Annotated in this window: 23 protein-coding genes; all 23 read right to left on the bottom strand. The window is 37.7% G+C overall.

The window, feature by feature from the left end; translation table 11 throughout:
- Positions 1-21: 21 nt before the first annotated feature.
- Positions 22-546, bottom strand: coding sequence for a DivIVA domain-containing protein (locus tag MKY76_RS04860; RefSeq protein ID WP_004227329.1), 525 nt, complete (start codon positions 544-546; stop codon positions 22-24).
- Positions 547-641: 95 nt separating this feature from the next.
- Positions 642-1430, bottom strand: coding sequence for an RNA-binding protein (locus MKY76_RS04855; RefSeq protein ID WP_342557479.1), 789 nt, complete (start codon positions 1428-1430; stop codon positions 642-644).
- A 170-nt stretch (positions 1431-1600) separates the two neighbouring features.
- Positions 1601-1882: a YggT family protein gene (locus MKY76_RS04850; RefSeq protein WP_004227322.1), complete on the bottom strand. Its 282-nt coding sequence runs from the start codon at positions 1880-1882 to the stop codon at positions 1601-1603.
- A gap of 20 nt (positions 1883-1902) precedes the next feature.
- Positions 1903-2400: a cell division protein SepF gene (locus MKY76_RS04845; protein WP_004227319.1), complete on the bottom strand. Its 498-nt coding sequence runs from the start codon at positions 2398-2400 to the stop codon at positions 1903-1905.
- Positions 2384-3088 carry a YggS family pyridoxal phosphate-dependent enzyme gene (locus tag MKY76_RS04840; protein ID WP_054549893.1) on the bottom strand — a complete coding sequence of 235 codons (705 nt, stop codon included), beginning with the start codon at positions 3086-3088 and terminating at the stop codon, positions 2384-2386. The genes MKY76_RS04845 and MKY76_RS04840 overlap by 17 nt, the downstream gene beginning before the upstream one ends.
- A 119-nt stretch (positions 3089-3207) precedes the next feature.
- Complete coding sequence (locus tag MKY76_RS04835) at positions 3208-3450, bottom strand: YlmC/YmxH family sporulation protein (RefSeq protein ID WP_225340754.1); 243 nt, start codon at positions 3448-3450, stop codon at positions 3208-3210.
- A gap of 131 nt (positions 3451-3581) precedes the next feature.
- Positions 3582-4355 (bottom strand): RNA polymerase sporulation sigma factor SigG, encoded by a 774-nt coding sequence (gene sigG / locus MKY76_RS04830; protein ID WP_004227313.1) that lies wholly within the window; start codon positions 4353-4355, stop codon positions 3582-3584.
- 114 nt (positions 4356-4469) lie between these two features.
- Complete coding sequence (gene sigE / locus MKY76_RS04825) at positions 4470-5177, bottom strand: RNA polymerase sporulation sigma factor SigE (protein WP_009373518.1); 708 nt, start codon at positions 5175-5177, stop codon at positions 4470-4472.
- Between the two features lie 13 nt (positions 5178-5190).
- Positions 5191-6024: a sigma-E processing peptidase SpoIIGA gene (locus MKY76_RS04820; protein ID WP_054549862.1), complete on the bottom strand. Its 834-nt coding sequence runs from the start codon at positions 6022-6024 to the stop codon at positions 5191-5193.
- A 182-nt stretch (positions 6025-6206) separates the two neighbouring features.
- Positions 6207-7364: a cell division protein FtsZ gene (ftsZ, locus tag MKY76_RS04815; RefSeq protein ID WP_004224858.1), complete on the bottom strand. Its 1158-nt coding sequence runs from the start codon at positions 7362-7364 to the stop codon at positions 6207-6209.
- A 53-nt stretch (positions 7365-7417) separates the two neighbouring features.
- Entirely contained in the window at positions 7418-8701 is a 1284-nt protein-coding gene (gene ftsA / locus MKY76_RS04810; RefSeq protein ID WP_342557478.1) for a cell division protein FtsA, read from the bottom strand.
- Between the two features lie 95 nt (positions 8702-8796).
- Entirely contained in the window at positions 8797-9168 is a 372-nt protein-coding gene (locus MKY76_RS04805) for a small basic family protein (RefSeq protein WP_048394651.1), read from the bottom strand.
- A 3-nt stretch (positions 9169-9171) separates the two neighbouring features.
- Positions 9172-9891, bottom strand: a complete 720-nt coding sequence (locus tag MKY76_RS04800; RefSeq protein ID WP_036077135.1) for a DUF881 domain-containing protein — start codon at positions 9889-9891, stop codon at positions 9172-9174.
- A 123-nt stretch (positions 9892-10014) separates the two neighbouring features.
- On the bottom strand, positions 10015-10743 hold the full coding sequence (locus tag MKY76_RS04795; protein WP_048394654.1) for a DUF881 domain-containing protein: 729 nt from the start codon (positions 10741-10743) through the stop codon (positions 10015-10017).
- Positions 10721-11554, bottom strand: coding sequence for a cell division protein FtsQ/DivIB (locus tag MKY76_RS04790; protein WP_048394656.1), 834 nt, complete (start codon positions 11552-11554; stop codon positions 10721-10723). Before MKY76_RS04790 ends, MKY76_RS04795 begins: the two co-directional genes overlap by 23 nt.
- Before the next feature lie 21 nt (positions 11555-11575).
- Complete coding sequence (ftsW, locus tag MKY76_RS04785; RefSeq protein WP_048394659.1) at positions 11576-12655, bottom strand: putative lipid II flippase FtsW; 1080 nt, start codon at positions 12653-12655, stop codon at positions 11576-11578.
- A gap of 40 nt (positions 12656-12695) precedes the next feature.
- Complete coding sequence (murD, locus tag MKY76_RS04780) at positions 12696-14045, bottom strand: UDP-N-acetylmuramoyl-L-alanine--D-glutamate ligase (RefSeq protein WP_048394660.1); 1350 nt, start codon at positions 14043-14045, stop codon at positions 12696-12698.
- Complete coding sequence (gene mraY / locus MKY76_RS04775) at positions 14045-15016, bottom strand: phospho-N-acetylmuramoyl-pentapeptide-transferase (RefSeq protein ID WP_048394663.1); 972 nt, start codon at positions 15014-15016, stop codon at positions 14045-14047. Before mraY ends, murD begins: the two co-directional genes overlap by 1 nt.
- 125 nt (positions 15017-15141) lie before the next feature.
- Positions 15142-17058: a stage V sporulation protein D gene (locus MKY76_RS04770; RefSeq protein ID WP_048394665.1), complete on the bottom strand. Its 1917-nt coding sequence runs from the start codon at positions 17056-17058 to the stop codon at positions 15142-15144.
- Positions 17059-17115: 57 nt separating this feature from the next.
- Entirely contained in the window at positions 17116-19338 is a 2223-nt protein-coding gene (locus tag MKY76_RS04765) for a penicillin-binding protein (RefSeq protein ID WP_328023690.1), read from the bottom strand.
- A complete protein-coding gene (gene ftsL / locus MKY76_RS04760) occupies positions 19335-19706 on the bottom strand; it encodes a cell division protein FtsL (RefSeq protein ID WP_004224836.1) in 372 nt (123 codons plus the stop codon). Before ftsL ends, MKY76_RS04765 begins: the two co-directional genes overlap by 4 nt.
- On the bottom strand, positions 19707-20657 hold the full coding sequence (rsmH, locus tag MKY76_RS04755) for a 16S rRNA (cytosine(1402)-N(4))-methyltransferase RsmH (protein ID WP_048394669.1): 951 nt from the start codon (positions 20655-20657) through the stop codon (positions 19707-19709).
- Between the two features lie 62 nt (positions 20658-20719).
- On the bottom strand, positions 20720-21151 hold the full coding sequence (mraZ, locus tag MKY76_RS04750; protein WP_004224832.1) for a division/cell wall cluster transcriptional repressor MraZ: 432 nt from the start codon (positions 21149-21151) through the stop codon (positions 20720-20722).
- Positions 21152-21390 lie beyond the last annotated feature (239 nt).

Below are 21390 nucleotides of genomic sequence, written 5' to 3'. Positions count from 1 at the left end.
TACAGCAATTAAAAAGAAAAGTTAAATATCCTCAGAATCCTGTGCTTCTTCAACAGATGCTTGAATTTCTGTTAAATCGATATCATATTGCAGCAAATGATCCCAGTCATCTGCATTAAGTAAATCCAGCTGTGCTTCTACAAGCATCTTGAAACGATTACGAAATACCTTAGATTGCTTTTTAAGCTCATCAATTTCAATCGTCACCTTACGAGCCTTCGTCAAAGCTTCATTGACAATTCGATCAGCATTTTTTTCAGCTTCTTTTACAATGAGCTTTGCCTCTTTTTGAGAATTTCTTCTCACTTCATCAGCCGCTTCTTGTGCAACGACAATAGACTTCTGCAAAGTTTCTTCTAAGGTGTTGAAATGTCTCGCTTGTTCTAAAGCCATCTCTAATTGCTTATCAACCTCTTTTTTTTCACGAAGCAGAATTTCATAGTCTTTAATAATCTGATCTAAAAATTCATTTACTTCATCTTCAGCATAACCTCTGAAGGCTTTTGTAAACTCCTTATTATGTATATCAATAGGTGATAATGGCATACAATCCTTCTCTCCTTTACATGTACATTCGTAATTCCTATTATACAATTGTTCCGACAACTTAGCAGTAAAAATTAATGAAATTTACTTCACTTTCAGCTTTTTTGGGCCAATCGACCGACTTGAAGACGGATTTTATCTTTTTTTGTTCGGCCTTCAGTCATAATAATTTTCACCCGACCACTTCCACGTATCGATAAAATATCTCCCTCTTGTAATTCAAAAGCAACTGTATCTCTTTCTGTCCAATTTACACGAACTTTTTTCCCAGTAATTAAAGCTTGAGCTTTTTGGCGTGATACATTTAATACAGTCGCAATAATTACATCTAAGCGCATGGAAGATACTGTATAAGATTCCTCCAACCATTCTTCCTCATTTACAATAAGGGAATCCGCTTCTTTTAAAGACTCAATATGCACCTTAACTTTACCAATACCTGTTAAATGTAACCGAACATATTCTGCTACCTCTTGAGCTACAACGAATTGCACCTGCTGATCATTTACACGAATATCACCAAATTTCCCACGGTTTAAACCTAATGAAAGCAACGCACCTAAAACATCAGGATGTCGTAATTGGACAAATTTCACTGGATATTGAATCGTAAAGGCCACTAACTGAAAGTCTTCTTCTATTGCTTCATAGTAAGTAGGAAAAATAAGCATACGCTGCCTCTCCGCCTCTTCAAATAAACCTGTGCATGCAGTTTTTAGGGTATCATTTTGCCCGATAATCGATGTCACAATAAAACGTTGTCTTGGATCAAGAAAATCTGTCAGCTTAGGCGCATAACGATCTTCAACCTCACGCTGCCAGCTTATTACCTGTTCAATAAAGGGCTGTTCATCTTTTCGAAAATGCTGGATTAAGTGTTCCATCTTGTTGTCTCCTCTTTCACTAGTTCCATTTTGCTTTGTTAGTTGGAAACTTAGTATTCCCAATTAATGACGTTTGGACGTCATTGTTTTAAAATTTTTTATTAGTCGCTTTAGTAGCATAGAAAATTAAAATAAATAAAAAATCCCCACCAAAACGTGAGGATTTACTTCTAAGCGAACATAAAATATATTTTCTGAATGACTATATAAAGCCCTCTTTCTATAAAATTCAGCATAAAGATGGCCACAATTGGCGAAATATCAATCATACCAAGAGGCGGAATGAATTTCCTAAAAATCCCTAAATATGGCTCACAAACTTTTTCAAGCATGCGACCAATTGCTGAATTTTGAGCGGCAGGCACCCAAGACATTAAGATATATGCAATTAGCATGAATGAGTAAATCTTAAATGCTAATGATACATAACCAAGTATAATAAAAAAAGTCATATAAACTACAATCCTCGCTATTAATTATCGTCTAAAATAAAGTTTGTAATTTCACCAGTCACTTCTACATTATCTGGCGTACAAAGGAAGATATCTTTACCGATACGTTGAATATCTCCAGCAAGAGCATAGACTGTGCCACTTAAAAAATCAATAATGCGTTTACCTTGTTCTCTTTCGATGCGTTGCAAATTGACAATTGTTGCACGTTTATTTTTTAAATGCTCTGCGATATCTTGTGCTTCTGCATAAACTCTCGGTTCTATTAAAACAACTTTTGCTCCCTTAGAACTCATAGCTGCCTGCAAACTGACAATGTTATTAGGAGTTGCTGTGCTTTGTGGCATGATTTCATGAATAGGTGCTTTGCGTTCTTTCATCATTTTTTTTGGCTTAACTGAATGAATCGGTTGCTGTTGTTGTATGGGTTGTTGTTGCTGAATAGGAGCTTGCGTGATTTCTTCTTCTAATTCTTCTTCAAGGTAAAAGAAGTTTTTAATCTTATTTTTCATGCTCATCCTGTTCCCCTCTTTCATTTCCAACAAGAGCCGTTCCGACTCGAACAAAAGTAGCCCCTTCCTCTACCGCAATTTCAAAGTCATTAGACATGCCCATTGATAACTCGGTACAAGGTGCGTGTGCGAATCCTTGCTCGGCTATTTGCTGTTGACATTGTTTTAATTGCTTGAAAACAGAGCGAATAATTGCTTCGTTTTCAGTGTTTGGTGCCATAGTCATTAAACCTACAACTTGAATCTTAGTAAAACCTTTTAATGCTTCTACAAAAGGCAAAACTTCTTCGATAGTTAAACCATGTTTTGATTCTTCACCAGAAATATTTACTTGTACAAAACATTTAACAGGTTGTTCGGCTCTTTTTTCAATTTCTTCTGCCAAACTCAAACGATCTAAGGAGTGTAAATAATCAATGCTGTTAATCACTTGTTTTACTTTACGTGTTTGAAGCGACCCAATGTAATGCCAATGAACATCAGCATGTATCTCAGTAATTTTACGATGTAAGCCCTCTGGTCTGTTTTCTCCTAAATGAGTGAGCCCTGCTTCAATTGCTTCTTGTGTTCTTTCAACAGAAACTTCCTTCGTCACGGCAATTATTTGGACTTTTTCGCCCTCACGATTCCCTTTTTTTTCTGCTGCTGTTATTAAATCATTTAGTTTGTTTAAATTTGTTAAGATTTTTGTCACTGTTTTTCCCAACTTTACAACAATAGTTTCCTTTATTGTAACAAGCAATGCTTGATTTATCAATGAATAGCCTGACCTATGTCAGCATACAATTCTCACAATTTTAATGTGCCTATGTCTTAGGAAAGGGCTTTGACTAAAATGACATCCTTACCAACAACAAGCACATCCTTCATATACACTTTTCTCACAGACTCTTCACCTTTAAAAAAACCAAGATATTTGCGAGGCTCTGCAATCAAAAATGCTGTCACATAGCCTGTTTCTTTTGATACTTCAGCATCTATGACAAAGCCTATAAATCGTCCATTTCCTGCTTCAATGACTTCTTTTTGTTGTAACATCGAAAAACGCAATGACATACCTCCTCTATTGTTTACTTTCGTATAAACATTTCTACTACCATCAAACTTTGCTGTTACTTTATATTTATGTATCATTTGTTCATTGAATGAAGATAAAATGCGCACCGAATTATACGATGCGCATTTTTTTATTTGTAATCTTTTTGCATTGTTTCAATTGCATTTTTTTCAAGACGTGAAATTTGTGCTTGAGAAATCCCAAGTTCTTTGGCAATCTCAGTTTGGGTCTCTCCATAATAAAATCGTTTGGCAACGATCATTTGCTGACGTTCATCTAGCTTTTGCAAGCTTTCCTTTACCGACACATAGGCAACCCATTGATCTTCTGATACATCATCATCACGTAATTGGTCCATCATATAAACAGCATCTCCGCCATCTGAATAAATGGGTTCCTGTAATGAAACTGGATCTTGAATGGCATCTAAAGCAAATAAAACGTCTTCCTTTTTCATGTCAATCATCTCGGCAATTTCTTCAATCGTTGGTTCTCGCAAATTATCGGTTATCCATTGCTCTTTTGCCTGCATTGCCTTATAAGCTATATCTCTTAGAGAGCGAGATACACGTAATGCATGATGATCACGCAGATGGCGACGAATTTCACCAATAATCATTGGTACAGCATATGTCGAAAATCGTACATTATGCTTTAAATCAAAATGATCAATGGCTTTCATGAGGCCAATACAGCCTACTTGAAATAAATCATCTGCCTGTTCACCTCTATAGGCAAATCTACCGACAATACTAAGCACTAACCTTAAATTGCACATCACAAGCTCTTCTCTAATCTCTGTTTCTCCAGCTTGTAATCGGATAAAGAGTTCCTTCATTTCCTCGTGCTTTAGAATTGGCAAAGTCGATGTATCTAAGCCGCAAAGATCTACTTTTGTTCGCATATTCGATTCCTCCGGATGTTATTCTCTGACTAAACCGTGACATCAGTTTGTCCGAGAGAAACAAGAATATGCACAAAAGCTGCGACCAATTTTAGGTAGGATAAATTTCCCTTTCTAAGAAATTGGTTGATTTAAATTTTCACGTAAATCTTGAATAATTTTCTTTTCTAAACGGGAAATATATGATTGCGATATGCCTAAATGATCTGCAACTTCTTTTTGTGTCATTTCAACTTTTCCATTGAGACCAAAGCGACATTCCATAATATAACGTTCACGCGCACCTAGTAAATTAATAGCGTGGAACATATGCTGACGTTCAATTTTTTTCTCCACATTATCTAAAATAATATGCTCTTCTGTTCCTAAAATATCTGACAGTAATAATTCATTTCCATCTGCATCAGAATTTAGTGGCTCATCTAAGGATACTTCACCCTTCATACGACTTGTTTTTCGTAAATGCATTAAAATTTCATTTTCAATACAGCGTGATGCGTATGTTGCAAGCTTAATATTTTTATCCGTATTGAACGTCTCAATTGCTTTTATTAAACCAATGGAGCCAATACTGATTAAGTCTTCGATTGGCGTTCCCGTATTATCAAAACGTCTAGCAATATAAACAACAAGACGTAAATTACGTTCAATTAGTGTGTCTCTAGCTCGTAAATCACCATTCATAAAGGATGCAATGACTGTAACTTCTTCTTCTCGACTTAATGGCACTGGCAATGAATCATTTCCCCCTATATAGTACGTTTCACGACTCCGAAACTTACTCCATAATTTTTTCAAGCTAGCAAGTAGCCTAAGAAGCAATAGTTCTCCCCCTCTATGAGTTATTTGAAAGCGCTGAAAAATGTAAAATTGCTGCTGTGCTATGTGGAAAATTTTTAGCTTTTTTGGTTAATACGATATATTCATTCATTTTCACTTGCGAAGGCTCCCCCTTTATATGCCACTCATCAAAGCGAAAACCAAGGACAACGGTTTGCTGCTGTACTGTATTGACATGAATAAATCGTATATAACGCTGATAATCTTCTGAAAACATAGATACATTGTACGGATCTGTTTCTTGCCATTCCATTAATGATTCCCGGAACGCTGAAGGTAAATGTGGTCTCAAAGCAGTATAGGAAACAAAATGAACCGGCTTTCCTGATAATGGCTCAATGGCTTGATTTCCTGTATCTACAAAGGCAGAAAGTGGTATCTTTGCCCCAAAGATTGTTAAAGTTGTATCAAATACAAATTGACCACTTAAGCGTTCTAATTTTACAAAACCCCATTGCTTATAAAATGCAATAAGATTTAAAACTGCAAGCAAAAAGCAAATCATAATGAAATGGGTGGAAGAAAGATTTTTTAAAAAAGGTTGTAGTGCTGTTAACAATCCGCCAATAACGATCGTTGCTGTTAACACAATAGGTCCTTGCTTCTGAAAGCTTCGAATCTTAAAGTGAAACGCTATACCAATTAACAATATAAAACTAAGAATTGTCGTCCACAGCATTTGACCGCCAATGACAGCTACAAAACTACTACAAATAGAACTCATTAATAATCTTGAATTTTTTACAAGGACTCCTGTTACTCTTGCCGTAAACGTGAGTATCGCTAGATTAAAAAGCGTATTAATGAGCACCAGCCATTCTCCATACATAACAGCCGCCTCCTACTTACAAAGTTAGCACGTTACTCCCACAAATATTGTCAAACAATCGCATCATTTCCTAAAAATGTTTTGACAAAAAACATGGTTTCCTTACACATTTGAACATCATGGCAGACAATATAAAAAGCTCGTATTTTACATATGTAAAATACGAGCTTTTTAGAAGTTAATTAACCACGATTTTTGCGGTTACGTAAAAATGCCGGAACCTCAAGCATGTCATCCTGTGCATAATTTTGCTGATTTTGACGTGGCTGCTCATGTTGAACATGCATTTCTTGTCGTTGTTCACGAATAGGTGCTTGTTGCTGTGGAGCAGATTGTCTGTTCATATTAAGTGTCGGTTTTGCTGTAGGTCGTTGTTGCTGTAAAGCTTCCTCTGTGAAGCCTGTCGCAATAACTGTAACAATGATTTCATCTTTAAGATTTTCATTAATTACAGAACCGAAAATCATATTTACCTCTTCATCTGATGCAGAAGCTACGATATCTGCTGCTTCTTGTACTTCAAATAAGCTAAGATTTGAACCACCTGTAATGTTCATAAGGACACCTTTAGCACCATCAATGGATGATTCAAGCAATGGACTTGAAATAGCTTTCTTTGCAGCCTCAGAAGCTCTGTTTTCACCTGTTGCAATACCAATTCCCATTAAAGCTGAACCTTTGTTGGACATAATCGTTTTCACGTCTGCAAAGTCTAAGTTAATAAGACCAGGTGTAGCAATTAAATCTGAAATACCTTGTACACCTTGACGTAATACATTATCGGCTTCTCTAAAGGCTTCTAACATTGGTGTTGATTTATCAACTATTTGTAGTAACTTGTCGTTTGGTATCACAATCAGTGTATCTACTGCTTCTTTCATACCGCCAATTCCACCGATTGCTTGTGTTTGACGTTTACGACCTTCAAAAGTAAATGGACGTGTGACAACACCTACTGTTAGGGCTCCCAATTCACGTGCAATTTGTGCAATCACTGGAGCTGCCCCAGTACCCGTTCCACCGCCCATACCAGCAGTCACGAATACCATATCGGCGCCTCGTAAAACCTCTTCTAGCTGTTCTCTGCTCTCTTCAGCAGCTTTTTTTCCTACTTCTGGATTTGCACCTGCACCTAATCCACGCGTTAATTTAGCCCCAATTTGTAGCCTTACTTCCGCTTTGGATAAATTTAATGCCTGAGCATCCGTGTTAACTGCGATAAAGTCAACACCTTGTACACCATGTTCTATCATTCGATTGACAGCGTTGTTACCGCCGCCACCAACACCTATGACCTTTATTACTGCAAGTTCATCAACACTTGTATCAAATTCTAACATCTCTTTTTCCTCCCACGGTAACTCGACTCTGTATCATTCATTACGCATTCTAGTTAATCAAAAAACTTATCAAATAATTTTTTTGCTCTCCCAATTACGCTTTCTTTTGGTTCTGAAGGTGCAGAATACTCTTGCTTTTTGCTTATAGCTGGTTGAGCCCCTACAACTGCATATTCAACAGGCTGCGTATTCGTACTTTTACCGTAAAAATCATCTTCTAAATAGGCGTAACGAATAAGTCCAACTGCCGTCGCAAATGAAGGCTCTCTAACACCGATATAATCGGGTGTATAGATTCTAACACGCGTTTGTAGAATTTGACGTGCTAATTGGGCAATCCCCTCAAGCTTTGCAACACCACCAGTTAAAACTACACCGCCTGGTAAATCTCTAACACCTAAACGTGCTAATTCATCTATAACTAACTCTAGTAATTCTTCTAATCTAGCACCAATAATCTCCGATATATAACGTTGGCTGTACTGATCAGTAGAATCTGTACCCACGACAGGCACTTCAAAGAGTTCGTCATCTGATGCGTCATCATAAAAGGCGTGTCCAAACTGGTGTTTAATTTGTTCTGCTTGTTCTGTTGGTGTTTTTAAAACGATTGAAATATCTTTCGTTATATGATCACCACCAACTGGTATGACACCCGTATGCGTTAATAATCCCTCTTCAAAAACTGCAATTGTTGTAGATCCGCCACCTAAGTCAATAAAGGCAGTTCCTTGGCTTTTTTCATCTTCTGTTAATGCAAAGTAGCCTGATGCTAATGGCTGCAAATATATTTCTCGTATACTTAAACCCGCTCGCTCAACACAGCGAAGAACATTGTGTAAAAGCGTTTTGGATGTCGTTATCATTGTTGCATCCATTTCAAGACGGATGCCAATCATACCACGAGGATCTTTAATTTCATCAAGGTTGTCCACAATAAACTGTCTTGGAATGATGTTAACTAATTCACGTTCAGGAGGTATTGACATGACTTGTGCAGATTCTACCACTCTGTCTAAATCATCATCTGTAATTTCTCTATTTTCACTATTTACAGCGACAACACCTTTAACTAGCTGTAACATCGTCTGGTTAGCTGGAACGCCTAAAACGACTTCATGGATTTGATAACCAGTCATTCGTTCGGCCTGTTCTATTGCTTTTCGAATAGATTGTACTGTTGCATCAATATCAACAATTGCACCTTTTCGAACTCCATTCGACTTTACATTTCCGACGCCAATTACATGTAATTGCCCGTCACTCATTTCACCTATTAATACCTTGACAGAGGAGGACCCAATATCAAGGGAAATGTATAAATCTTGCTGATTCAATTCGCTGCACCTCCTTGAAAAATGCTCTTGTTTTCATTCTATTGTAAATTTGGCATAATGTCTAAGCAAATCGAGTATTTTGGTCAATTTTTCTCTCATTCTATGGAAGTTTTTTTTCGCTTGTGACGTTTCTCATCTAACCGAGTTAGTAATATACGCCTAATAATTGCTATATTTTGGAATAAACGTACTCCAAAAGCGAAAATCGCTGCTAAATACAAATCTATCCCCAAATTCACTCCTATAAAAGCTAATCCTGCTGCTAGAACTATATTAAAAAAGAATCCTGATACAAAAACTTTATCATCGTAAACTTGCTGTAATTGAGCACGAATACCTCCAAATAATGTATCTAAAGCTGCTAAAACAGCTATTGACAGATAATTTTCATACATAGAGGGGATTTGTATATTTGTTAACAAGCCAAGGGCAAGTCCAAATACCAAACCTAAAAATGGTAGCCACATATATTAATCTCCTTTTTTTACCTCTGCTAAATAATCATTTGTCAACGGCTGATCAAATGCTGGAATTTGTAACTGTTCAATTGGTTCTTCAATTACTAAATTAAAATTGTCTAAATAAAATGAGTCTATAAATGTTGAGGCCTGCAAGGAATTATACATTTTTTGTGCTGCTTTATAATCGCTTGTCCCAACAAATATCTCAAATGAAGGCGAAGACAGTGGTATACTGTTTACTGTTGTCTTACCATTAATATCCCGTATGGCTGTTGTTTGTACTACCCGATTACCATCAATTGAGACATTAGTAGCATTGTTCTTAAAAAGGGTATTCAATAATTGAGTTAACAAATCGGGTGAAATCTCTTTAATTTCATAGCCCATTTCTATCAGTTCAGGTGCAGGTTCAACTCGAAGTACAACACCTGGCCCTATAACTTCTGTTAATCCTGCTTGTAGCTTTAAACGATTTAATGTTTCATTTAAAGCTGCTTGCTGATTTACTTTTTCAGATTGCTCATAGCGATCCACTACTTCATGAAGTGAGCGAATTTCTGCCAGTAGTGCGGAATGTCTTTGTTTTTCTTGTGCTAATTCCTCTCTTATTGCCCAAATATCTCGTGTATCTCGCTCAGCTGGTTTTTGTATGGTATTGTATTGTACCGCTATCATCAAACCGATAATAAATAGCACGATCGTTATTCGGGTGTACATATTTCTTTTCAAAATAGCCCCTCCTAGACGTATCGTATGCCCCTCAGAATACGACTTTGAATTGTATAATTTTCTACAATCGACTATATAACTGAAGGCTAAATTAAACATGAAGTTTAAAGTATAGAACTTGTCCTAACTTTCTATTTTTACTTTTGGCATGGTAAGCTTCTGATTTTCTTCAAGTGACACAACAATATTGTCATTTAATAATTGATCCACCACGCCCCCGTTTAAGTTTAAAGAAGCTATTAATGTATCTGAATCACCAACCGCTTCGATTACAAACGGAGCTGGATGTTGTGTACCATCAATTGTTATTACTGGGCCATTACAGCGAATATAAGAACTCGCTAATACACGTTGTCCATTAATAGCAATAGCTTGCGCGCCTGAAATTTTTAGTTCATTTAACAATTTAAATACATGACTTTCATGGACAATATAGTCATTTGGATTTAAGGATTTTGGATCATAGTCTCCATCTTGAAGGGTTATGCGTATGCCCTTCCCCTCACTCTTTAGTTCACCGAGTAAAAGCCGTAAATCTTCTGCTTGCTCAACAAGCTTCTTGTAGTCCTTTTCGTTTGAAGCAAAGGATTTTTCATACTTCCGAATTTGTTCTTGTAAATGATTTAGTTCTTCCGTAAGTTCTTTATTGCGCTCTTGTTGAGTGATTAGCTCCTCACGATAAGAATCTTCTTGCTCAAAAAGCTCAGAATTAATAGTGCCTGCTTCTCGATTATCTTTCGCCTGGTTGTATGAATAGCCGATGATAAATCCTGTTGTTACACAAACAATTAGTAATTCGAATTGTTTTCTAGTAAAAAAACTACCTTTGCTATTCGTCTTCTTGTTGTTCATCTTCTGTCACTTCCTGGTTAACCATTTCACCATCTGCATTTACTTCCATGTCAATACTAATCTTGTTGTATTCCTCGTTAAAAGGACGATAGTATGAACCGACCTCTAAATCAATCACACCTTTTTCTAAGTTAGCAATTTGTGCGACGATAGAGGGGTAGTAATTTAACTTTTCCGCTAGTGTCTGAATAACAGCACGTACTTCGTAGCCATCATTCATATAAAGCTTGACTGCATTTGGATTTGCTTCATTACTATTCGTGTTAACCTGAGAAATTAAAGCTAATACTTCGGGCTTTAATTGTGCTAGCTGTTCAACAAGCTTATTAATTGTCTTTTCACCAGTTATCCCGATAAAAACAGGTGCATCAATGGGTGTATCATTTCCCGTTTGTTCAAAGCGCTTGCCGTTTTCTAGCAAAGGATAATAAGTCCCATCCCCAGCTAAGTACGCAACTTTTTTCCATTCTTTAATATCAATTGTTACGCCTTGTAACCAGTTACGGTTAACCTGTACTTCTTTTACCCATTTATCCTTTAATAAAATCTGTTCAATATCTTCCACTTTGAAACTCCACATTGATTTTCCTGGCGCAAGAGTACTTGCCTCCAAATAATATTGGTCATTCGCTAGCTTCGCACCATTGACAGTGATTTTATTGATGTTACTGTATGGAGATTGAAAATAAAGGAGTACTGCTAACACAATAAAGAAAAGTAATATTAGCACTATAAATTTCCGGTTTGTACGCTTTTTTCGTCGCTTTTTTAGCGTAGGTATGCGTTCTTCTATATCAATTACTTTCTCCATAAAAGTACTCCTCCTTTATATTTATTTCGCTAATTGATAAATAATACCTATTATTAACCACATTGTTACTAAAGATGTTCCACCATAGCTAATAAAAGGTAATGTAACACCCGTTACTGGCACTAAACCTATTACTACGGCTATATTTAGAAAAGCCTGCACCATAAGCATTGTGACTAGCCCGATAATCGCATAATAGGACGTTCGGTTTTTAGCCTGTACAGCAAATCTATAGCCTGCATAGATCGTTAGTACAAAAAGCACTAAAATAACGAGGCCACCAATCAATCCGACTTCTTCTAAAATAATGGCGTAAATAAAATCATTTTGAGGCTCTGGTAAATACAGAAACTTTTGTCGGCTTTGTCCAAAGCCATGCCCAAAAATCCCTGCTGGACCGATAGCCATTAAAGATTGCACCGCTTGGAACCCACTAACCAAGGGATCAGCCCATGGATCAAGAAATGCTTCTATACGCTTTAGACGATATGGCGCTGTCGCTATGAGACCTACTAATCCAGCGACACCAGCTAGCATAATCATGGCGTATAATTTTAGAGGATAGCCAGCGACAAAAAACAATAAAAACACAGATACAACGAGAATAAATACTGAGCCAAAATCCGGCTGCAACATGATAAGAACAACAGGAAGTAACAGGATAAAACCATGTCGCCAGTTAACAACAGGAGTGCCCGTTTTATGTTGGGCTAATATATGGCTCAAGTACACAATGACGGTAATTTTCGTTAGCTCTGCCGGCTGTATTGTTAATGGACCTACACCAATCCAGCTTTGCGAACCATTTCGCACTAATCCTATACCAGGAATCAGGACGAGAACGAGTAAAATTAACGAAAATATATAGGCCATTTTCCAAAAGGACTGCTCTCTCAAAATATTTAATCGAATCGTGATTAAAAATACGACAATGGCTACCACAAAGTATACGCTTTGCTTCATATAAAACGGCATTTTTCCACTATAATGAACGGCACTCCAATAGGTACCTGCAGAATAGACGAAAATAATGCCGATTATTGATAGCATCAAAGTTGTGACGAGCAATAAGTAGCTTTCTTTACCTCTCAGTAATGCCATCCTTCCAAGTCAAGTATATTCTAAAATAGTTACAGGCTCATTACAGCTTCATTACAGCATCAATAAAAACATCTCCACGTATTTCAAAGCTGTCATATTGATCCCAACTTGCACATGCTGGAGATAGTAAAATAACATCTCCTTCTGCAGACATCGGTGCTGCATATTGGACAGCGTCTTCTACATTTTGAGCAATGACGGTATGTTGGACACCACACGATTTTGCAAATTCTACAAATCGTAAGCCAGTTTCTCCAAACGCAACAACACCCTTTACATGACTCATACAAGGGCGAAGCTCTTCGAAAGAATGTCCACGATCTAAGCCACCTGCGAGTAAAATGACAGGAGCTTGGAAAGCATCTAAAGCACTCTTTGTCGCTAAGCAATTGGTTGCCTTAGAGTCGTTGTAAATCTTTCGACCGTTCCATTCACGTACGAATTGTGTACGGTGTCTAACTCCACCAAATGTCGCTAAAACCTCTTCCATCTTCTCTTTGTCACAGCCAACTAAAATACAGGCTGCCACGGCTGCTAGGATATTTTCTAAATTATGCTTACCAGGCAAGGCAATGTTTGCGCGATCCATGTATGGTTCACCTTGCCAATAAATTGTTGTATCATCTGCACTAATCCCATTTGCAGTACGCCCCTTCGAACTGAATGGAATCTTCTGTGCATGAGATTGTGCTGCATATCCAACCACTATCGGTTGGTCGGCATTATAAATAAAATAATCACTGTCATCTTGATTACGAGTTACGCCAAACTTCGCTTCAGCATAGTTATTAAATGTTCCATGATAGTCTAGATGCGCATCATAAAGATTCGTCAAAATAGCAATTTTAGGCTTAAACGTTTTAATCCCCATCAATTGGAAAGAAGACAATTCTGTTACAATGATGTCATCTTGATTAGCTTCTTTTGCGACGCCACAAGCAACTGTCCCAATATTTCCAGCAATTAAAGGATTTTTACTTCCGTTACTTAACATGTCGAATATTAAAGTTGTCGTCGTTGTTTTGCCATTTGAGCCTGTTATACCAATAAATGGTGCATCACTAATTAAAAAAGCTAGCTCAATCTCTGTCCAGACTGGAATCTCTCGACTAAGGGCATCAGCCACAATTCGATTGCTATAAGGTATACCTGGATTTTTTACCACTAACTCAAAGCCTTCATCAAGTAAATCTTCGGGATGGCGACCACAGATAACTGTAATCCCCTTCTGTAAGAGCCCTTGTGCATCTGGACTTTCATCAAATGGTTTTGAATCATTTACTGTTACAAATGCACCAAGCTCATGTAAAATTTCAGCAGCGGCCACACCACTTTTTGCTAGACCTAATACAAGTACTTTTTTATGTTGTAAATCTGTATAGTTTTTCATTAGAACGCCTCCGATAAGACTGCAATTAATGCTACTGCTAAGGCAGTTGACCAGAAGACAAGCACTACTTTCCATTCTGACCAACCCGATAATTCAAAATGATGATGAATAGGGCTCATTTTAAAAATACGCTTTTTTCGCAGCTTAAAGCTACCTACCTGCAAAATAACGGAAAGTGTTTCGATCACAAACACTAAGCCAACTAGTAAAAGCAAGAATTCTTCTTTTACTAAGACAGATACCATAGCTAATGCTCCACCTAATGCTAATGACCCCGTATCCCCCATAAATACCTTTGCAGGATTTGCATTAAATAATAAAAAGCCTAATAAAGCACCTGTTACAGCAAACGAAAATAGTGCAATATCTGCCTGACTTTGGAATAGCGCAATAACACCAAATGCTGCAAAGGCAATGGAGGCAGTACCCGCCACTAGCCCGTCTAGTCCATCTGTCAAATTCACTGCATTGGAGAAGCCTACTAACCAAAAAATTAAAAAGGCTACATAGAATACATCTAGATCAATAGTCCACTCCGTAAATGGAATAGCTAACGTTGTATCAAACGATCCTACATGTAGAAGGAAATACGCAAGAATAGCAATAACAATTTGACCAATCAATTTTTGAAGAGAGGTTAAACCTAAATTTCTTTTAAATACAACCTTTAAACCATCATCTAATAAACCTATTAAGCCGAATCCTGCTAATACTAATAAAAGTACTACGGTCTGTGTCGTTAATAAATCTAAAAAGCTACCTACACCAACAGTTGTTACGAGGATGGATATTAAGAAAATGATTCCCCCCATTGTTGGTGTACCAGCTTTTTTCATATGTGATTTTGGTCCCTCTTCTCGAATACTTTGCCCAAACTTTAGACGACGAAGAAGTGGAATACTAATTGGTGCCAGGATAACTGTTACTATAAAAGCAAGAGCTAAAATGGTAAGTGTTGTTGCGAGTTTCATTGAAAAATCTCCTTTAAATCTTGTTTCACTTTCTTCTTTAAGAAAAAAGCATTAACTTTCATTTTATTATTACTACCCTTCATAATAATAGTGGTTCTTTCCCATTTTTTAAAGGTAAAGTTATTTTAGTTCTCCAAATATAAATGAATGGTACCATCTTGTTTGATAACACTATCCACTTCAGGTAATTGATTACCAATTTTAGTCCCTTCTCCATGCCATTCAATACGGAATGGATAAAATTGCTTGGCAATATCATCCTTTGTTTGACCAATAAAATTCGGTACCTTCACAGTAATTGGGTCACCATAACGATAATCCTTTTCCAGTTGTTCCTTCGATTTTTCAATACCTACAAAAGGCGCAACATCCTCAATAATTTGCCCCACTATAGGTGCTGCTACAACACCACCAAACTGGGTTGTCTTTTTCGGATTGTCAACAGCTACATAGACAACAATTTGCGGATTGTCTGCTGGTGCAAAGCCAATAAAGGATACGATGTATTCTCCACTTTTATAACGGCCATTTTCAACTTTTTGCGCTGTTCCAGTTTTACCACCAATTCGCAGTCCATCTCTAAAGGCTTGTCGACCTGAACCATTCGCTACTACTGATTCCAAAGCACCTCGAACCTTAGCAGAGGTTTCTTCACGAATTACCTGATTTTTAACAACTGGTTGCGTTTCTTGTATGACTTCACCTGTATTTGGATTAAATACCTTTTTCACAACATATGGCGTATAAAGCTTGCCTCCATTTATGGCAGCAGCTACTGCTTGAACTTGTTGAATAGGTGTCACGGCTACCCCTTGCCCAAATGAAGTGGTGGCCTGCTCAACAGGACCAAAGGCATCCTTGGAAAATAAAATACCCGATGCTTCACCAGCTATATTAGACCCTGTCTTTTTTCCAAAACCAAAGTCTTTAATATATTGTAGTAATCGCTCATTGCCTAGACGCTGACCTAATTCTATAAAGCCTGGGTTACAAGAGTTCTCAACCACCTCTAAAAAGGTTTCATGCCCATGTCCTTCACGTTTCCAACAGCGAAGCTTTGCTCCCGCCACCATCGTATAACCTGGATCATAAAAGGTTTCATGCTCCAAATCCACTAAGTTTTCTTCCAACGCAGCACTAAGGGTAATAATTTTAAAAGTAGAACCGGGCTCATACGTCATCCATACAGGTAAATTTCGATTGTAGATGGCTGGCTCTACTAATTGATATTCCGCTGGATGGAAAGTAGGATAAGAGGCTAATGCCAAAATTTCGCCAGTGTTTGGATTCATCGCAATCGCTAGTGCTTGGTCAGCTTCATAGCGCTTCATTGCTTGCGATATTTCGCGCTCTACGACTTGCTGTACATCAACGTCAATTGTTAGCTCAATCGTAGCACCATCTTCTCCTGCTTTCCAAGCACTTGAAACATTAGGCAAATTATTACCTTTTGCATCTGTAAAGAGACGGATAGCAGAAGAATTAGCCTGCAGAAATTTATCATATTCATATTCAATCCCAGCTAATCCTTGGGCATCATACCCCGTAAAACCTAAAAATCGAGATAATAGCGTGCCATAAGGATAATCCCTAGAATAATCAACACCACTATACAATCCTTCAATTTGCATGCCTTGTAATTCTACTGCTTTTTCATAAGGTATATTTTTGCCTTCAGGTGCTAGTTTCACTAAGTACGCTTTTTTTTGCATTTTCTCTAATAGCTTCGCTTTATCCACTTCTAGAACCTGGGCAATTTTTTCAGCAGCTCCTTCAATATCATCACTTTGTGAAGGCATGAAATATAAAGTAGGCGCTAGCTTATTAGTTACAATACTCTCTCCATCTCGATCTGTTATATGCCCTCGTTCATTCGCAAATGGAATTTCCCTGTCCCAGTTCTCCTCTGCCTTAGTAGTCAATTCTTTTTGATCTAACACTTGCAAAAAGAACAACCTAACAACAATTGCCACTGCTACACACATAAACAACACATATAAAATACGTAAACGCTTTTTAGAATGGATAGAAATCCACTTCATTCGACATCACACCTTGTTTTTTACAACGTATGAAATAAAGTGGACTTCTATTCAGTATTATTCATCCTCTACTTCTTCAACTTCACCCTCAGAGGCAGCTTCAACGTCTTGTACAAAGCTTTCAGCAGGTGTTTTGAGCTTAACAACAATCGGGGAACTATCAGTGATGACGGTTCCAGCTGAAACGCTTTGACTTGCTACAAAACCTTCGCCGAATATTTCCATCTCTAGTCCAGTCATAGATTTGAAGACTAGTAAATTACGTAATGACCAATTCGTAAAGTCAGGCAATGTTACCTCGCCATCTGTCTTTAAAAATACAAAACTACCTTTTACCAGCTTTTGAGTGTTCGTTGGATATTGTTCAATAATTTTACCACCACTACCAACAACAATTGGTTGTAAACCATCATTGGCTAATTCTACTTCAACCGCTTCAGCACTTTGACCTGTAAAGTCCTGAATACTGACTTTATTGACATGTTGAACATCGTCTGGGTTGATATTAAGGTGCTTTAAGCTATTTAACATAACTGGATTAAAGACTTTTGATACTGGTACAGATCCAAGCTCATTGTTCAGCTTAGGTTTTTTCACTGAGACATATACAATTAGCTGTGGATCATCTACAGGAGCCAAACCTAAAAATGAATAAAGGTATTGGTTTGAAAGATATCCACCACTAGCTTTCGGAATTTGGGCAGTACCCGTTTTCCCTGCAACCTCATAATCCTCCAATATAAAATCCTTAGCTGTTCCATATTCTGATGTTAACGTTGAAGCTAGGATTTCTCGTACTTGTTTCGCTGTATCAGCTTTAATCGGCTGTCCTTTTTCAACAGGCTCATGATTTTGAATAATTTTCCCAGTAGAAGAATCAACAATACGGTCGATAACATACGGTTGCATCATCTTGCCATCATTCGCAATAGCAGTCATCGCTTGGATTAACTGAATAGGTGTTACTGTAGAACCTTGGCCGTAAGTTGTTGTTACTCTTTGAATAGGGTACTTCGATAAAATAGTACCTGTTGCTTCATTCGGTAAATCAATACCCGTTTTGTGCCCAAAACCAAAGCGGTCTAGATAATCAATAAATACATCATCGCCAATCTTTGTTAATAAATGGGCCATAGCAGTATTGGCAGAGCGTTGGAACCCTTGTAAATAAGTGATATAACCCCAACCATATCTATTGTGATCTCGAATCGTACGGTCAAACACTGTATATGATCCTGATTTAAATGAGTCATTCGGTGTCCATTTTCCCGTATCGATAGCTGAAGCAAGCGTGAAAGTTTTCATCGTTGAGCCAGGCTCAATTGTCTCCTCAATCACCTCATTCAGCCACTTCATATTTTGACTTTCACGTGTTTCTGGGTTAAATGTAGGACGCTGTGACATTGCTAAAATCTTTCCAGTCTTCGGATCTGCTACTACCGCGGTCATGGACTCAGGATTATATTCCTGTTCAACCTTTGTCATTGCTTCCTCTAAGAAGCTTTGGATTGTTTTATCAAGTGTTAAATAAATGTCGTCCCCATTTTTTGCAGGTGTAATCATTTTCTCACTGTTTGGAAGCAAATAGCGGAAAGCATCTGTCTCATATTCCACTTTGCCATTAACGCCTGTTAATTCTTTATCATACGTATATTCTAGACCCATTTCTCCCTTGGTTGTAACCGTGCCATCTTCATTATCTTTTTTGAGAGCATAGCCAATTAAATGAGAGGCAAATACACCATTTGGATAATACCGTTTTAAGTCACTCACAAAGAGAATTCCTGGTAATTTTTCTTCCTTTATTTTACTCATGACCTCGTGACTAATGCCACGGCCTGCGCTACCAAACTCAACTTGATATAAAGGTTCACCATCACTTCTATATCGATTGTTCAATTTTTTAACAATCTCGTCTTCCTTTTCCTTCATCGCTGGAATATATTTCGCTAGTACTTTTGCCGTTTTCTCCGAATCCACTACATGTCGAGGATTCTTTGGATCTGTTGTAGCCTTTTCGCTTACAATGGCAATCATGCGATAACTCAATGTATCCTCTGCAATTACTTGTCCATTTTGATCATAAATTTTCCCACGATTAGCTGTAATTACACTTTCCTTACCATACTTAGCTGCTGCTCTCGCTGCAAGCTCTTGTCCTTCCACTTCACCTGTAGCCTGTAATGTCACCATTCTTGTGAATAATAGAAAAAAGAGCCCTCCATAAAAAATTAATAATAGAAAGGCTCCCCATTGGAATCGAAATCTCTTTTTTTTCATTCTCCCGGCACTACCTTTACATTTTTCTCATTTTGAGTTAAACCGAGTTCTTTGGCTTTTTTCCATATGTTTTCGTATGTAGAAAGTTCACTTACACGAACCGTTAAGTCAACATTCTGTTTCGCAATCTCTTCTGCTTCTGATTCGATTTTTTGAATGTCTATACTTGTTGTTTGAATCGCTGCTTGTTTATTTAATACAAGTATTCCTAGTACAGCAATAATGCCAATTAAAACAATTAGCATTGTCTTTTCAAACTTCTGGTTCGTTTTTTTACGACGTATGATAGTGGGTTGTGGACTAGGTGGTGTTATCGGTTGTTGCACTTGTTGATGTTGGTGCTGTTGCCTTACACGAACTGCTGCCATTTACTCACGCCCTTTGTCGTTAATTTTCTCCACCACTCTAAGCTTCGCTGAACGCGCACGATTATTAACTGCCAATTCTTCATCAGAAGGAATAATAGGCTTTCGCGTAATAAGCTTTAAAGTTGGCTTCATGTCATCAGGAATTACAGGTAAATTTGGCGGTAATTCCGGTAATGATGACGCTTCCTTAAAGATTGTCTTGCATAGGCGGTCCTCCAATGAATGGAACGTAATGACACTAATGCGCCCCCCTACGTTAATCATATCAATCGCATCGACTAATGAATCCTCTGCTGCGCCTAGCTCATCATTAACAGCAATTCTTATTGCTTGGAAAATGCGCTTTGCCGGATGTCCACCTTTTCGGCGTGCCGCTGCTGGAATACCCTCTTTAATTAATTCTACAAGTTGACCAGTTGTTTCAATCGGTGCTGTTTTTCGAGCCTCTTCAATTTTACGGGCAACTTGTTTAGAAAACTTTTCTTCTCCATAACGGAAAAATATACGAACAAGATCTTCGTATGCCCATTGATTAACAACATCTGATGCTGTCAGTGTTGCAGTTTGATCCATACGCATATCAAGTGGTGCATCGTGGTGATAACTAAAGCCTCTCTCAGGTGTATCTAATTGTGGAGAAGATACGCCTAAGTCATATAAAATACCATCAACCTGCTTAATGCCATGAGCTAATAGTTCTTCTTTTAAGTAACGGAAATTCGAATGGATAAATGTAACACGCTCTATATAAGGTGCTAATCGAATTTTCGCATTTTCAATAGCCGTCATATCTTGATCAAAACAAATTAAGCGGCCTTTATCTGATAATTGTTGTACTAGATATTCACTGTGTCCCGCACCACCTAGTGTACAGTCCACATATACACCATCAGGATCTATGTTCAACCCATCAACAGTTTCTTTTAATAACACGGTTGTATGATCGAACATACCACTCGCTCCTCTCAGGCCTTAACCTCATTCAACTATCACGTTGTAATGCCTATTACAAGTTAAAAATCAAAGCCAATCATATTTTCTGCAATTTCATTAAAAGATTGTTCAGACTCACTAAAGTAAGCTTCCCAAGCATCCTTAGCCCAAATCTCGATTCGATTTGAAACACCCAACACCACACATTCTTTTACTAGATGCGCATGCTGCATAAGGGTAGCTGGGATGTTGATACGCCCCTGCTTGTCTATCTCTACCTCTGTTGCTCCAGAAAAGAAAAACCTCGCAAATGCTCGTGTATCTTTTTTGGTCATTGGTAAACCTTTTAATTTCTCTTCGAGTTTTCGCCATTCATTCATAGGATAGCCAAATAGACAGTTATCGAGACCTCTTGTGACAACAAACGTTTCGCCTAAAGCTTCACGAAATTTTGCCGGTACGATTAATCGCCCTTTCGCATCAACGGAGTGTTGATATTCTCCCATGAACATACTACTCACCCCACTTTATTAAATAATGTACCACATCCCCCCACTTTCCTCCACTTTTTTTAAAAAAAACTTGACATTTTATCACTTAATATGCAATTAGACCTTTAGGGATTTTTTTGACATGTGCTAAATGATACAAAAAAAGAGCCACCCCTGGTAGGATAGCTCTTTAAATACTATTTATCTCGACATTATTCATCAAATTCACAGGATATCAAATTACTACTTAGGTAAAAAGT

Origin of the sequence: Lysinibacillus sp. FSL P4-0201, from assembly GCF_038593425.1 — a bacterium.
GTDB lineage: Bacteria > Bacillota > Bacilli > Bacillales_A > Planococcaceae > Lysinibacillus > Lysinibacillus capsici.
This window is presented reverse-complemented; position numbering and strand designations above follow the sequence as displayed.